The 14,768-nt window shown below is 30.6% G+C and carries 16 protein-coding genes and 1 pseudogene; 3 read left to right on the top strand and 14 right to left on the bottom strand.

Annotation, left to right across the window (positions count from 1 at the left end; genetic code table 11):
* Positions 1–185: 185 nt before the first annotated feature.
* From FS935_RS18570 to FS935_RS18580, 3 genes are all read right to left on the bottom strand, one after another.
* Positions 186–662 (bottom strand): DUF2975 domain-containing protein, encoded by a 477-nt coding sequence (locus tag FS935_RS18570; protein WP_146950140.1) that lies wholly within the window; start codon positions 660–662, stop codon positions 186–188.
* 280 nt (positions 663–942) lie between these two features.
* Positions 943–1,473 carry a hypothetical protein gene (locus tag FS935_RS18575; RefSeq protein WP_146950141.1) on the bottom strand — a complete coding sequence of 177 codons (531 nt, stop codon included), beginning with the start codon at positions 1,471–1,473 and terminating at the stop codon, positions 943–945.
* 32 nt (positions 1,474–1,505) lie between these two features.
* Positions 1,506–1,961, bottom strand: a complete 456-nt coding sequence (locus tag FS935_RS18580) for an NUDIX hydrolase (RefSeq protein ID WP_146950142.1) — start codon at positions 1,959–1,961, stop codon at positions 1,506–1,508.
* A 200-nt stretch (positions 1,962–2,161) separates the two neighbouring features.
* Between FS935_RS18580 and FS935_RS18585 the strand changes: the two genes are divergently transcribed.
* A complete protein-coding gene (locus FS935_RS18585; RefSeq protein WP_146950143.1) occupies positions 2,162–2,578 on the top strand; it encodes a DUF1284 domain-containing protein in 417 nt (138 codons plus the stop codon).
* Positions 2,579–2,851: 273 nt separating this feature from the next.
* A complete protein-coding gene (locus FS935_RS18590; protein WP_146950144.1) occupies positions 2,852–3,331 on the top strand; it encodes a DUF2798 domain-containing protein in 480 nt (159 codons plus the stop codon).
* 93 nt (positions 3,332–3,424) lie between these two features.
* On the opposite strand, the gene FS935_RS18595 is transcribed toward FS935_RS18590, so the two are convergent.
* The 10 genes and pseudogenes from FS935_RS18595 to FS935_RS18640 form a co-directional block, all read right to left on the bottom strand.
* Entirely contained in the window at positions 3,425–4,006 is a 582-nt protein-coding gene (locus FS935_RS18595) for a GNAT family N-acetyltransferase (protein ID WP_439116676.1), read from the bottom strand.
* 744 nt (positions 4,007–4,750) lie between these two features.
* The gene (locus tag FS935_RS18600; RefSeq protein WP_240050957.1) at positions 4,751–5,677 is read right to left on the bottom strand and encodes a cupin domain-containing protein; all 927 of its coding nucleotides are present in this window, start codon (positions 5,675–5,677) and stop codon (positions 4,751–4,753) included.
* 63 nt (positions 5,678–5,740) lie between these two features.
* Positions 5,741–6,314 (bottom strand): annotated as a pseudogene (locus tag FS935_RS18605) (histidine phosphatase family protein).
* 349 nt (positions 6,315–6,663) lie between these two features.
* Entirely contained in the window at positions 6,664–6,825 is a 162-nt protein-coding gene (locus FS935_RS18610; RefSeq protein ID WP_146950170.1) for a DUF3934 family protein, read from the bottom strand.
* 157 nt (positions 6,826–6,982) lie between these two features.
* Entirely contained in the window at positions 6,983–7,324 is a 342-nt protein-coding gene (locus FS935_RS18615) for an avidin-fold protein (protein WP_193559381.1), read from the bottom strand.
* A gap of 195 nt (positions 7,325–7,519) precedes the next feature.
* Positions 7,520–8,479, bottom strand: coding sequence for a ribose-phosphate diphosphokinase (locus tag FS935_RS18620; protein WP_146950146.1), 960 nt, complete (start codon positions 8,477–8,479; stop codon positions 7,520–7,522).
* A gap of 133 nt (positions 8,480–8,612) precedes the next feature.
* The gene (locus FS935_RS18625) at positions 8,613–9,065 is read right to left on the bottom strand and encodes a hypothetical protein (protein ID WP_146950147.1); all 453 of its coding nucleotides are present in this window, start codon (positions 9,063–9,065) and stop codon (positions 8,613–8,615) included.
* 60 nt (positions 9,066–9,125) lie between these two features.
* The gene (locus FS935_RS18630) at positions 9,126–9,986 is read right to left on the bottom strand and encodes a hypothetical protein (protein ID WP_146950148.1); all 861 of its coding nucleotides are present in this window, start codon (positions 9,984–9,986) and stop codon (positions 9,126–9,128) included.
* On the bottom strand, positions 9,973–10,893 hold the full coding sequence (locus tag FS935_RS18635) for a WD40/YVTN/BNR-like repeat-containing protein (RefSeq protein ID WP_146950149.1): 921 nt from the start codon (positions 10,891–10,893) through the stop codon (positions 9,973–9,975). The genes FS935_RS18630 and FS935_RS18635 overlap by 14 nt, the downstream gene beginning before the upstream one ends.
* Before the next feature lie 50 nt (positions 10,894–10,943).
* Positions 10,944–11,447, bottom strand: coding sequence for a hypothetical protein (locus tag FS935_RS18640; protein ID WP_158638653.1), 504 nt, complete (start codon positions 11,445–11,447; stop codon positions 10,944–10,946).
* A 324-nt stretch (positions 11,448–11,771) separates the two neighbouring features.
* On the opposite strand from FS935_RS18640, the gene FS935_RS18645 reads away from it, so the two are divergent.
* Positions 11,772–13,049 carry an aspartate aminotransferase type Ic gene (locus FS935_RS18645; protein WP_146950151.1) on the top strand — a complete coding sequence of 426 codons (1,278 nt, stop codon included), beginning with the start codon at positions 11,772–11,774 and terminating at the stop codon, positions 13,047–13,049.
* Positions 13,050–13,263: 214 nt separating this feature from the next.
* Here the strand turns inward: FS935_RS18645 and FS935_RS18650 are convergent, their stop codons facing one another.
* Positions 13,264–14,592 carry a hemolysin family protein gene (locus FS935_RS18650; RefSeq protein WP_146950152.1) on the bottom strand — a complete coding sequence of 443 codons (1,329 nt, stop codon included), beginning with the start codon at positions 14,590–14,592 and terminating at the stop codon, positions 13,264–13,266.
* Between the last annotated feature and the right edge of the window lie 176 nt (positions 14,593–14,768).

Genomic DNA, 14,768 nt, shown 5'->3' on the forward strand with positions numbered 1-14,768 from the left:
TACAAACGATTGCACAATTAGTTGGAAACGTTTGCACTAAACTACATTCTCAACATATGATCTGATTTAAATATTAAGAACTTAAATTTATTGAATAGTTAAAATATTGATTTCTGCTAAAATGCTGAATTCTGAAAAAACAAAAAAGCTGACAATTTATCTTGTCAGCTCTTCGGTCATGTAAGTTATATGGTTAAATCATTCTCAGATTTAACATTGAGGGCATTTTTTAATAACATTTGCAGAAGAGCAGCGAAAACAGCTATTACAAGAGAGGTAAATGTGATAATTATACCAAGTAGTAAAATGCCTGGATTTCCAGCTTGATTATAATTTAAAATAATAAAGCCAATTACGTATAACAAACTGATTGCTATTGCGCAGTATTTTATGTACTTTAAAGCTACTACAGAAGAGTCTGAGAAGGCAATGTTTTGATCAATATACCTTAATAGCTCTAATATCTTATAAAGTGCGAAGAAAAATGGCAGTGCTGTTAAGTAAATTCCAATCAAAAGTGGATATTGTAAATGCGCAAACTCTGGATACATTTCTGCTAAAACTCTTGATTGCCAAGGCAACCAAAATGAACATAAGCAAAGTATCGATAAACCTATCGTGTAAATTACTATTTTCATTAAAGTTGTTGTTTGAAGTTTCATTAAAAAGCACCTCACTTAATTAATGTTACCTTTAGTATAAATCGTTATTTATTGATAATCAATAAATTATTATTATTTATTAATAAATAGTGGTTGGATTTTTATAATCAATTTTATGTATTAATTTCATATTATATTGCGCATTTTGTCGATTGATGGATTATTCTTGAAAGTTGATTGATTATCCGTTAAAGTTGACGGATTATTCCTAATAGTTGTTGGAATACTTCATAAAGTTGACGAATTAACTAACTGTAGAAATGCTTATTGAACGCTTATTTTAGTTTGTTAATAAATGTATATCTTTTATTAAATCACTTTTTTTATATTCACTATATTCATTCTCAATCATTTCGAATATATAAGGTTTTTTAGTTAAAAGATAGCTTTTTAATTGTAGGTAAGTGCTTAATGGGAATTCGTGTTCCCAGTTTGCCTTATAACCCACAATGCCATATTTCTTAATTAAAGAATTCACTTCTTTTAATATAACTTCTAAAAATGAATCATAATGATATTCAGTATCAATTTTTATTCTATTTTCAAAAGAAACAATAATATGTAACATTCTATTTTTTTTCAGTGTAAAGTTCCACCTAGTAATAAATGGCTCACTATCCCATGCACAACTTGTATGATTAGTTAAACCATAATCTTTTGATATACAGGTACTGTTTAAATAAAGAAGAGCAGATAACAAGTCACCTAAGCAATCACTCACATATGTAACATTAAACGATAATTTCTGGGAATTTATTTCGATAAATCCATCTACTACCCATTGATCTATAAAATCATATTTAAATTTCAATATTACCACCCTATCTTCTTACGTTTATGTTTTCAAAATAACTTCTTATTAAACAGATCAATATCGTGAAGATTTTTGTTTAGTAAATTATTAATAATCTGGCTATTCACTTCTTTTTCTCTTAGATCGTTATCTTTAAATTTTAATAGATCTTCTAGACGTATCCATTTACTATCTGATATTTCATTTTCTCTAAGTATAAAAGCACCTCCAATGATTTCAGCAGTAAAATGAAAGAGAATGACGTGATCATTAGTTTGACTTTTAAAGTTATATATACCCGAAGTGCTGATAAGCTCTACATCATAGCCCGTTTCTTCTTTTACCTCTCTACGTGCTGCTTTTAGAATGTCTTCACCAATTTCAATACGTCCACTTGGAAAATTCCATTTCTTAAATGCTTTTGGTTTTGTTTCTTGAATAATGAAGACTTTACTATTCTTATAAATGGTAACACTCACGACTAAAACAATATTCTGATGGTTCATTATTTCTCCACTTTCAATTAATTTTTAAAATTTTCGTATATTCATAATGTAGATTATTCTAGTCCTGTTTAGCAATGCCCATTTTTTTATCATTGAATACGAAATGGAATTATACAAAACCACCTTATAGATATGTTAAAATTAAAATATGTTAACTTATTGATATTTTAGTTAACACATATTTTATGAGGAGGAAAACAATGTATAAGCTAAGAGGACATCACCTCTTTTGCCTTCTGGGGTATCGAGGTATGGGGTATTCCAAAGAATATGTGGAAAATATGACGATACTTCATCAAACATTAAAAAACGATCCTTTTACAAAAATTAAACTTGTGAATGGTCCAGATCAACTATGTGATAAATATCCAAACTCAGGTGAATATCATTGTCAAAACAATTCGATTTATGAGCGAGATCGAGCCATTTTAGAAAAATTAGGTCTTACAATTGGGCAAATTTTATCTTGGAGGGACATCGAGATGCACATCCAGAAGTATGTTGTACCTTCTGACATTCAAACAGTTTGTGAAACTTGTTCCTGGCGCTCTTATGGTGTATGTGAAGAAGGAATAAGAGATGTTCTTAAAGGAAAGGGCTTAAGAGAAGTTAAATGAGTCCTTCCCTTCCTTTTGTTACTAAATGATAGCCTCCATTAAAACCCTCATTTTGTATCACTAATAATTGAGCCGGACCTTCAATCTAAAATAGGTCATCTATATTCTTCACTTTAAATGATTCATAAACTTTTAAGAGAAAATACTTCACATAATAAATACATATATGTATAAACAGAGCACCAGAAAAAAATTCACAAAACTTTCACTTATGAAGAAATTTTTATTTATATATAATAACAGTTATTCTCGTTAAAGAAAGGATGTTTTCGTTTGCCTAGTAATAAAAAAGAAGGAATTATCTTTGCAATTTTTATGTGTTCAGGAATGGTCTTTATTATGACCTTATACAACACACTATTACACGGAGTTTCAATTACATTTTGGAGTGCGGTACTGCAATTAATCATAACTTTCATCATTGCATTTATCGTCGAATCACTAGTTGAGCCTAGAGCACGTAAACTTGCGCTATCCTTCCCTTATGATAAATCTAAACAAATTAATGTTATTTTAAGCATATCATTTTGTATGGTTCCAGCGATGGTGCTTATTATGTCTGTATATGGTCTTATTTTAACCTCAATTATGGTAGGAATTGAAGGATCTATTTTCACTGCTTATCTTAAAACTGTTGGGCTGAACCTTATCGTGGCCCTACCAGCTCAATTACTAATTGTTGGTCCAATTTCGCGTGGACTACTAACTAAATTCATTAAACCAATGAGCCAAAATCCAGAAATAAATATGTAAGATTCATTCAGTTCATATAGATGGAAATTAGCATGAACATCAATAGTAGATCAAACTTTTAGAATTTGGTCTACTATGTTGATTATAATTAAATTAGTAGAGAGAATCCTCTAAACTTATTTTAACTTTTTCCCACTCACTATCTATAATGCTATAAAAAACAGAATGTCGATATGTACCGTCTTTTCTAATCATGTGATTTCGTAATATTCCTTCTTTACTCCCTCCAATTTTCTCTAATGCTTTTTGAGATCTAAGATTTTGATCATCTGTTTTAAATTGAACTCGTATGAAGTTAAGATCTTCAAAAGTATATTTCAATAGTAGATATTTACACTCTAAATTAGCAGCTGTTCCCCAAACTGTCGGGGTTAACCAAGTCCAACCAATTTCTAATCCTAGGTTTATTTTTGAAATATCTAGAAATCTCGTACTCCCGATCACCTTATTACTTTTTCTACATTTAATTACAAATGGGACCTCATTTCCTAACTCCTTTCTTCGTAAAGCCTCTTCTACAAAGCATTCCATTTGTTGATAACTTTTTATAGACTTTGGTAAGTGTGACCAAATTTCTTTGTTTTTACCAGCTTCATATAACTCTTTTGTATGAGAAATTTCCATTGGTACTATTGTAACGGTATTTCCTGAAAGTTTTTCAAACATCAACATGATTCAAGCCCCCTCATCTGTAATTTTGACCATTTGTGAATCATTTTTAAAAGGTATAAAAGGAATAACTGATTAAAATAATCGCAATACCCAATTCTAACAAAATGTACTCTAATCTCTCTTTTAATAGATAATGTTCTATAGCACTTAACAAACATATTGTCGCTAATATAATTTGTAAGATACTAAAGTAAAAGCTTGTCAACCCTTTAAATAAACCCATTACAGCAACAATTATTGCAAGTATTACTAAGATTACATCTATAAATTTAGGTATTATCTTTTTTGAATTTCGTTGATCCTTAAAAAACAAAGAAATTACTAATTCCAATTTGTTCGATTGTTTCGAAATAATATTCACCAAATTTCTACTGTATTTTCTGTTTGTGTTTGTAAATTATTGTAACATTTTATAAATCTATTGTTCTTGTTTTTTTAACAAATAAAAGCTCTATATCAAAATGATATAGAGCCAGCAAACTCATTTATCTAATAAGGGTGATTATGATGATTTATAGACCACTCATTATGAGACGACAAATAATTTTTTGATCAACAATTTCTTTATATATATATTGATAGCTATTGATATGAATCATAGCTCTCCCTGAAAAGTAATTAACTTAGCTAATTTTATACATGCACTCTACTGCTTTTGAAACAGCTGAGTTTATAGCGTTAAAGAATAAAAGTCATAAAAACTAATAGCGACTTTTTTTATCATTTGCTTAACTATGCTATTTTTAGTTAATTATGATGTCCCTCTTCAGCTGCCATTGCTATTGCTTTTGTTTCATGAATTGTTCCATATGGATGCTGTGGAGGTGCATAGATTGAATACAGTTTTAGTGGTTTGTTTCCTGTATTAATCAAGTTATGCCATTTGCCAGCTGGAATGATCATTGCATAATCTTTATATACTTTTTTCTGAAAATCCAATCGATTTTTCTTATCTCCCATTTGGACAACTCCTTGCCCTTGTTCAATACGTAAAAATTGATCCAGATTTGGGTGAATTTCTAAGCCAATGTCTTCTCCAACGTTAATACTCATTAAAGTAAGTTGTAATTGCTTACCAGTCCATAATGCAGTACGGAAATTTTCGTTTTGTTTAGTTGCCTTTTCAATATTAACAACAAAAGGTTTTGGACCATAATCTGTTAATCGGTTTGAGAGATCTTCATTTAGTAATCCAATTCGAGCGGTATTATCCTGTTGATTTGTTAATGCCCATATAAACAAATGTTGATAGTAGGAATCTTGTGTACGATAACAATTTTTTTGAAAATCTTCAAATATATCTAATTCTGCTTTAAAAGCTTTTTGTAAACCTTCTTGATAGCTTTGATACGTTATTTTATCAATTGAGTATTCAGGTTGCATTCCAGTAATGGTTGTATAGTAATTGGTGAATGCTGTTAAATGAGCTCTTTTTCTTTCTAATACATAATGAAGTTCATTTTTATGCTTTTCATTGTATGCTTCTTTAATTAACCTATTGTATAGTTGTATTGCTGATGCCTCTCTTTTTATTCCCGAAATAATCGGTTGTAGTAAATTTTGATCATCAGATATTGAATTTCTTAACGAAAATGTTGAGTTGTAGATCTGTTCGTGATTAAGAGCATATTTAGGTGACTGATAGACATTAGGCATATAATGCATGTTACTCATTCCCTTCAGAGTTTTTTCATTGTATCATATGCCTAATTATAAATAATGTTATTTAAGTAGAGCTTAATATCCAATTTTAATGCAACCAGTTTCCTTAGGAAAATCGTTTCTAGAAAGTTTAACACCGTCAATAAACTGTCTATAAGCAGTAATTGTTCCATCGTGAGAAACTATACAAATTCGGTTAGTTTTCTGTTGCTTACACCATTTAAGGAATATTTCTGCTATTAAATGAAACTCATTTTCACCTAAAATATTTACTCCATGGTTCCAAGGTAAATGAGAAATAGAATTTTCAAGTGAAAACATTGGAAAATCCGATTTAATTTGATTCTTACTTAACAATTGATCGCAGGGTAGTGTTTTTCCTCCAGAAACAGTTGGAAATATTCTTGGACCAATTAAAGGATTCACAATTTTTTTACAGTCATAACCTTCACTCCATAGTAAAGCTGTTTGTAATGTTCGTCTTAAAGGGTTACTAACGATAATATCAGTATTCAGTAAAGGAAATTCTTCTATAAGTGAACGCGCTTGAGTTATCTTTATCTGTTAATGAAGGGTTTTTTGTATACAAGCTATTTGGAAGATTTAAAGTATGTTCACCTTGAGTATGTCTTATAAATAGTAACTTCACTATTTTTCAACCCCAATTGAACTTGATTTTTAGTAGGGAATTTGTCAGAAATTTTACTTTGAATTTTTTAATGAAAATCGTAAATTAAGAAAGTACTGAGCTTTAATAACTTAAAAATTAATCTTAAAACAATTAAGTTTTAATGATCTTTTTTTTATCATAGTTCCTTTATTTCCCTTTTTCAACAGAAAAGGTTCTTTTAAATAATGATATTTTCTTAAAAAATGATCACAAATTTTTAATTTATATCGAAACAAAATTCAAATTTTAATATAAAAAGGAGTAACAAAAAAATGCAATTACCTAGGATAATTGCACTCGTTTTCTTGCTTATATAGTTAATAACTTTTTAATCGTTTTTATCGCTAGTTTTATTGGCATCACCATGTTTAACACCTTTGCTTTTATATGGCTTCGCACTTTTTGCTTTGTTTGCACCTGTTTGCCAACGTGTCCAGCCCTTTTTGCCAGTACCGCGACCTGTCCCGCCCTTGCCTTTTGCTTTACTCATTATATCAACTCCAATATTCTCTGCTTTATATATTATTATCATTAGTTAGTTTCAGCCATTTTATTTGGGTAAAAACAAAAGAATGAAGTTTAATCATATAACAATCAAAGCTTAATTAAAACAGAAAACAATTTAATTGTCGAAATAGCTTTAGGTTCTATTTAATTTCTTCTACTATAGAAGTTCCTTCACTTTGCTCATTGTCGTTCCATTTCCACTTTTCGTGCAATCTAATTCTTCCATCAGAAAGAATCTCAGGAACAGATTGACACTGCCCACCTCTAATTTCATTATTTTTGTTTATATGATTGTAGTGAAAGTGTAAATGCCCATTTTCTTCAACAAGTCCTATTAGAAAACCTTTGATAATGTCACCACCACTATATGTTGCTGACAAAATGGACCCTTCCTGTTGATAGTTAAAAATGGTTTTTGTTGAAACTTCACCGTTTTCTGAGTTTTCTATCGCAACAAATGTTCGGTTATGATATTTAATCATTTTTAACTCAGTCCCTCCACTTCCTTATTAATAATTGTTATCAAGTTTGTACTTGAGCCAAGAACGTAAAAAACCACCAAATATTAAACCTGTATAGTAAAAAATCAGAGCTTAATGAAAAAGCTCTGATTAAATAAGTCGTTTTTATTAAAATGCTGTGAAACAAGAAAATTCGGGGTGTGACAGGCACCGCACTTACTGTACTAATTCATCAACAGATTCTTTTCTATGTACACGCTTGATTGCTTCGCTAATTAATGGAGCAACTGAGAGTTCCACGATTTTGTCGATTCGGTTTTCTTCTGGAAGAGTAACAGAATCTGTAATAATAAGTTCTTTAATTTTAGAGTTTTGAATTCGTTCTATTGCTGGTCCAGATAATACTGGGTGTGTACAGCAAGCGTAAACCTCTTTAGCACCATTTTCTATAAGTGCATTAGCTGCTAGTGTAATTGTTCCTGCTGTATCGATAATATCATCAATTAGTATCGCTGTTTTCCCTTCAATGTTTCCAACAATATTCATCACTTCAACAACATTTGGTTTTGGTCGTCTTTTATCTATAATGGCAATTGGAGCTTTTAATCTATCTGCTAATTTACGAGTACGCGTTACCCCACCATGATCTGGTGAAACGATCACAATATCCTGTAAATTCTTACTTTCAAAATAATCAGCTAAAATTGGTACTCCTAGTAAATGATCAATTGGAATATCAAAAAATCCTTGAATTTGTGGTGCATGAAGATCAAGAGCAATGACACGAGTTGAACCTGCCGTTTGAAGTAGGTTTGCAACTAGTTTAGCTGTAATTGGCTCTCTAGCTCTTGCTTTACGATCTTGTCTTGCATATCCATAGTAAGGAATGACTAAGTTGATTGTATTTGCTGAAGCACGCTTTAATGCATCAACCATAATCAAAAGTTCCATTAAATGCTCGTTTACAGGGTTGCTGATTGACTGGATAATGTATACATCACAACCACGGATACTTTCTTCTATATTTATTTGGATTTCACCATCACTAAAACGAGTAACAGAATTCTTTCCTAATTCGATTCCAAGAATATCACAAATTTTCTGTGATAAAGCCGGATCAGAGTTTAGCGAAAATATTTTCATATTAGAATCTTCATGTTCATGTTGATTAGACATAATAAAGCGAAAACCTCCAAGGAATTTTTATATTTTATCATTCGACATATTTCTATTTTACACTATTCGTAAAATGTACAATAGCATCAAAAGTAAAAAAATATGTTTTTCTTGTGTAGTTTGAATATTCGCATTATATATTCGCTTTAAACGTTACCTTCTTTTTTAACTTAGCTAAGAAAACAAATAGTAGAAAAACAACTAAACCTACACCTAAAAAAGGTAATACCTTCACTAATAAATTCATCCAATGAAATGGTGCATCATGAGAATATATAGCTTTATTCCAATGATTTTTCTTTACTTCAACTGCAATCGTTAAATCTGTTTTACTATTATTTATCTTGTAATATTTTGTTCCTTTCGGAAATGCATTTGAAGCATTTCCATAATAATCTCCTGTCATATCGTTTGGAATGGTTTTTACTTGGCCGATCTCTTTTTCGATATCATTTTCTGAGACTTCTTCATCTGTTACTTCATAAACATTCCCGTCCCACACAACAAAAGGATATGCCCAGCTTAAGCCTTGTGCTGAAGCGGTAAATAATAAATTAATTAAAACAAATAAAATGATTTTTTTCATTATGACTTAACACAACCTTTATAAAGACTTGAAAGCTCAATGAACTAAAACGATAATCAATTATTGAGATGATGATTTAAAATTAAGACGAACAGGATCAATTTTACTCATTGTTGCTTTATACAAACTAATATTTCCAATATCAGGTTTTGTGGAGTTTGATTGAACTTCAAAATTTGCATGTAACCCTATTGTCCAAATCGCTTGATTATCTCGCTTTAAGACGATAGCAAGTGTTCCGAACTGTTCAATGTTCTCCCAAGTAAATAATTCTTTATGCCCCTTTTCAGTGATAGAAATTCCTTCAGTATTACTTACAACTTCCATATTTTGACCTGACCATACTCCATGAATTTCTGCTCCGACATAATAATAAGAAGCACCATCACCTCGATCTCCATAGGTTCCGATATATTGTTGAATAGTTTCTTCTGCTGTTTTATATGTAATGGCGACAATATCTTTTTCAATCCATTCAACCTTGAAATTACCAACTGTATGATTCGGTAATTTTTCTTTTGGTTTAGCCAAAATTCCATAATAAGATCTATAATAAAAGCTTTCTCCAGTTTCAACATTTTCTTTTATCGAAAAAACATGTTTAAAATCCGGTGAAATACTCATCATATTGCTGATTTTCTGTTCACTTATGATGACAATGATGATTTGGCTAATTATGAAAGTAATTAAAATGTAGCTGTAAGTTACTTTTAACTTTTTAGATCGTCTAAGTAATAAGAAGATGCTTAATAATAAACAAATAGCAAGCACCATATTGATTAAATAAAACAAACGGTTATCAATATACTCCACTTGAAATTTAGCACTTATGTAAAGAAAAGCCATTTGCATACAAAAGAAGCCAATTGACATAAGGAATAAAGTCAAGCCTATTAAATGGTTCAATTTATTTCGTTTCAATAGCTTGACCCTCCTTTTCAAACTCCCACGTTTTGCCGTTATCCTCTGAAATGAATTTTCCTTTTATCTTGCCACCTTCATAATCACCATGATGTCCTTGATTAACATAAATAGCTAAGTGATTTCCTTCTTTAATGGGGATTTCTGCTGATACAAAGATTTGCTGATATTTTTCTGGAACAGAAATAGTTGCCCTACTCCAGGTTTCTCCAGTATTGTGTGTAAAATAAAGCTCTGGTGCTGTGGGATTAATTGTTCCAAAAGATAAAAATCCAGTAGTTTCATCAATAAATCCACCATCTGAAATTAAGCTTGTCACACCTGAATTCGTTGTTTCCTTCCAACTCAGCCCACCATCATGCGTGATAAAAATATGCGATGATTCGAAAGACATAGTCCTTCCTCCAGAAATAATGACATAACCAAAGTCGTCATTTAGGAAATCGATCTTTCTATACCTCATTTGAGAAAACCCTTCAGTTACAACTGAGTTTTTCCACGTTTCACCTTTATCTTTTGAATAGGTTACAACTACTTTTTGATGATCCCCAATTTCACCTTCTGTATATAAAAACGCTGCCATATCTTCACTTAAAAAATAGCTTTTCTCAATAAGTTCTTTTTTGTTTCCATTATACTCACCTTCGAATAAGCGATCTTTTTCAACAGGGACTTTACGCCAGCTTAAACCTTTATTATATGTAATGTTTAGTTCATCATTTTGTAATGTATAACTAATAATTGTATTTGAAATAGGCTGTAATTGCTCAACTTTTTCTTTATTTATATGTCCAGATATCTGATTTTGTTCTTGAGAAGGAATGTTACTAGATTGATAAAAGTAGATGGTAGAAACAATTAAACCAACTATCATAACGGACGTTACTACCCCTATCAACATTTTCATTTAAGTTACTCCTTATCTATGAATATAAGAGTTATAAAGAAGTTGTATGTCTATTTGATTCTCTTAATGGATACAGAATGGTTTAAAAAGTGGATTAAAACATTTCCGCCCGATGAAAAGATGACTTCAAATGACAATGTTAAACCGTTTACTGGCAAAAACTCTTCATACAACCAACTATCAATGTCTCTACTCAAAATGCTTTTTTCGTTATCAAAATTATGATGTTCAGTTTTAAAGATTGAGACATTGTGAAAGCTTAAAATCCAAAGTTCTTCATTTTCTTCCTCTTCATCATTAGAAAGAGTAAAATGAACATTTAATTGTAGTAGACTTTTATGTTCAATTTCCATTTTTATTAAACGATAATCATGAAATCCCCATGAATAAAAATGCTTGAACACTGCAAGTGGTAATCGATCTTTCAACGTTCTATAAATTTCCTGATAGTTTTCAATATGTAATTGCCATTGATTTTCAATCTTATTGCATTCTTGTTCACTGATATTGTCTGTATTCTGAGCTACATGCAGCTCGTAGAGGAAATATTTCAATAAGGTTTTCATCTCCTACGTTTCACATTTTAATTTTTTCATATTTGCATTTTTATTTATGTTTAATTTCTTGTCATAAAATTTTGATTCTCTCATTTTGTTCTGTTTTTTCAGTCTTGTAAAATCGCATTATAAAATCTTTATATATTTTATTTTACCATAAAAACCCAATAGGTTTTAAATATAACTATGCTAAATAAATGTAATACAATTTTTTCTAATAATGAAGCTTCACTAATCACTTTCAATGAATATCTTAAAAGGAAAATCACAAAAGTAAGCGAATAGTAACTTAATGTGATTATTTTATAGGAGGTAGTAGATTTGAGTGACTTAAGAAGTTTGAGTAAAGAGGAATTGATAGTGCTTTACTCTAAATTAGAAAAAGATTTTCAGAGAATTAAGGATAAAAATCTTTCACTTGATATGTCCAGAGGCAAACCAAGTCCAGAGCAGCTTGATTTATCTTTAGATTTACTTACGATATCAAGTGATTCACTACATGTTTTAGAAGAAATCGATGTTCGTAATTATGGCTCTTTAGATGGTCTGCTTGAAACAAAGCAATTATTTGCTGAGATTTTGCAAGTTAATACATCTGAAGTGATTATTGGTGGTAATTCTAGTCTGAATATGATGTATGATACTGTTTCTAGAGCATTATTACATGGAGTAATTGACAGTAACATACCTTGGGCTAAAGAAGAGAAAGTGAAATTTTTATGTCCTAGTCCTGGTTATGATCGACATTTTGCTATTTGTGAATTATTAAATATTGAAATGATCACGATTGAAATGTTAGACGATGGTCCTGACATGGATAAAATTGAAGAGCTTGTTAAAGAAGATAAATATATAAAAGGTATTTGGTGTATTCCGAAATATAGTAATCCTGATGGAACAACTTACAGTGACGAAGTTGTAGATCGGCTTGCTAAAATGAAGACAAAAGCACCTGACTTTAAGGTTTTTTGGGATGATGCTTATACTGTTCACCATTTAACAGATAAACCTTCACAATTAAAAAATATGTTACAAGCTTGTAAGGATGCAGGTAACCCTAATAGGGTCTTTATATTTGCTTCAACATCTAAAATTACCTTCCCTGGATCAGGTGTTTCCGCTATGGCAAGTAGTGAAGAAAATATACATTTCATAAAAAAACAGCTCGTAATCCAAACAATTGGCCCAGATAAAATTAACCAGCTTCGACATGTTCATTTCCTAAAAGATTTGGAGAATATAGAACAACATATGAAAAAGCAAGCGGAAATCATTAAACCAAAATTTGATATGGTAACGACCATACTAGAATCTCAATTAAGTCATTTAAACATTGCTTCTTGGAGTAACCCTAAAGGTGGATATTTTATCAGCTTAAATACACTTGATGATTGTGCAAAAGAAACGGTTAAACTTGCAGCTGAAGCAGGTGTTACCTTAACAAATGCAGGAGCAACATTTCCATATGGTAAAGATCCTAGAGATCGAAACATCCGAATTGCACCTACATTCCCTTCTTTAACTGAATTAAAAACAGCTATTGAAGTTCTTTGTGTATGCATAAAGATGGCAAGTATCAAAAAACTGTTAAAAAACTGATAAACAGGTTTAGAATTTAAAATGGGCATATATCTATGCGAAGGTAGATATTGGGCCTTAAGTGTTAAGCTAATGAAAAACCCGAATTATTAGGTGACGTTAATCAATCTTGTGCCTAATAATTCGGGTTTTCTGAATTATTCAATATATAATTAGTGTTTCTCGTCTCTATTGAAGATTTCGTTAATTATGTCCTAGCTTGCTTTCAATATCCCTAAATACCAGCTTCATTATCTGGTTCTAACTCATTTTTAACTATTCGAATTTTATTAATTCTTTTTTCATTCACTTCTTCAACTGTAAATAAATAACCATTAAATTCCACAGTAACATCCTCAGAAGAAACTCTAGGAATATATCCAAGTTGACCGATTATAAATCCACTTAATGTGTCATAATCTTCAGATGGTAGCTTAATGTCGATAATTCGATCAACTTCATGTAAACTTACAATTCCATTAAACAAAAAGGTATCATCATCTACTTTGACATATTCAAATTCTTCCTCATCATGCTCATCAAAAATGTTCCCTACAATTTCTTCTAATAAATCCTCAAGTGTGACTATACCTGCTGTACCACCAAATTCATCAATAACAACGGCCAAGTGTACTTTGTTTTTCTGGAGATCACTAAATAAGTCGTCAGTTACCATAGATTCAGGAACAAAATATGGTTTTCTAATGATTTTTTTCAGAAGAAAAGTTTCCTCATCTCCACTTTCCATATATTGAAGAATATCTTTAACATGGAGAATTCCAATAATATTATCAAAATTTTCCTCATAGACAGGAAACCTTGTATATTTTTCTATATTTATAAAGCGGATCACTTCTTTAAGTGAAGCATCTGCTGGTATTCCTATAATATTTGTTCGATGAATCATGATATTTGAAACAATGGTATTATCAAACTCAAATATATTGTTAATCATCATCTTTTCTGTATCTTGAATGGCTCCTCTTTCTTCTCCAACATCAACCATCATTCTAATTTCTTCCTCTGTCACTTGTTCATCATTTGCATGAGGATCAACACCGAATAATCGGACTAAACCATTAGTTGATAATGTTAATAATTTTACAAATGGTGATGTGATTTTCGAAAGAATTGTTAATGGTCTAGCGACAAACATAGAAATCGGCTCTGCTTTTTGCATCGCGATTCTTTTTGGTACAAGCTCACCAACAACTAATGTAAAATATGATAATACTAATGTAATAAGTACTACAGATATGGATTCAAGCCATTTATCTGATAAAGGTACACCTAAGCTTGAAAGTAGAGAAGCAAGTTGACCTGAAAAGCTTCCTGCAGCAAATGCACTTGCAAGGAAACCAGCAAGTGTAATACCAACCTGAATAGTGGCTAAAAACCTACTAGGCTCTGATAATAATTTTTGTAACAAAATGGCTTTCTTGTCACCCGATTCTGCTAACATTCTTACCTTATTATCATTTAAAGAAATTAAAGCAATTTCAGATGCAGCAAAAAAGGCGTTTAAAATAATTAAAACAATAAGAAAAAAAACTTCTATGGACAAGCAATGTTCCTCCAATTATTTAGTTAAATTTATATTCTTAAGATTATATTATAACTGAATATCATAGCAGAAAATGCATAATTTATGTCTTTTTTAGTAATTTTGTTGTATAAGTAAATTAATATAAATCAGCAGGAATAGTATGTCCACAGTTTTGAAATTTAAATAAAAACTTC

The sequence above is a fragment of the Metabacillus litoralis genome (assembly GCF_007994985.1).
Taxonomy (GTDB): Bacteria; Bacillota; Bacilli; order Bacillales; family Bacillaceae; genus Metabacillus; species Metabacillus litoralis.

Excerpts from the sequence above, each read along its gene's own strand:
- FS935_RS18585 (WP_146950143.1), top strand. The coding sequence starts at position 2,162 with ATGTATAAGCTAAGAGGACATCACCTCTTTTGCCTTCTGGGGTATCGA.
- FS935_RS18580 (WP_146950142.1), bottom strand. The coding sequence starts at position 1,961 with ATGAACCATCAGAATATTGTTTTAGTCGTGAGTGTTACCATTTATAAG.
- FS935_RS18620 (WP_146950146.1), bottom strand. The coding sequence starts at position 8,479 with ATGTCTAATCAACATGAACATGAAGATTCTAATATGAAAATATTTTCG.
- FS935_RS18625 (WP_146950147.1), bottom strand. The coding sequence starts at position 9,065 with ATGAAAAAAATCATTTTATTTGTTTTAATTAATTTATTATTTACCGCT.
- FS935_RS18615 (WP_193559381.1), bottom strand. The coding sequence starts at position 7,324 with ATGATTAAATATCATAACCGAACATTTGTTGCGATAGAAAACTCAGAA.
- FS935_RS18570 (WP_146950140.1), bottom strand. The coding sequence starts at position 662 with ATGAAACTTCAAACAACAACTTTAATGAAAATAGTAATTTACACGATA.
- FS935_RS18610 (WP_146950170.1), bottom strand. The coding sequence starts at position 6,825 with ATGAGTAAAGCAAAAGGCAAGGGCGGGACAGGTCGCGGTACTGGCAAA.
- FS935_RS18600 (WP_240050957.1), bottom strand. The coding sequence starts at position 5,677 with ATGAGTAACATGCATTATATGCCTAATGTCTATCAGTCACCTAAATAT.
- FS935_RS18635 (WP_146950149.1), bottom strand. The coding sequence starts at position 10,893 with ATGAAAATGTTGATAGGGGTAGTAACGTCCGTTATGATAGTTGGTTTA.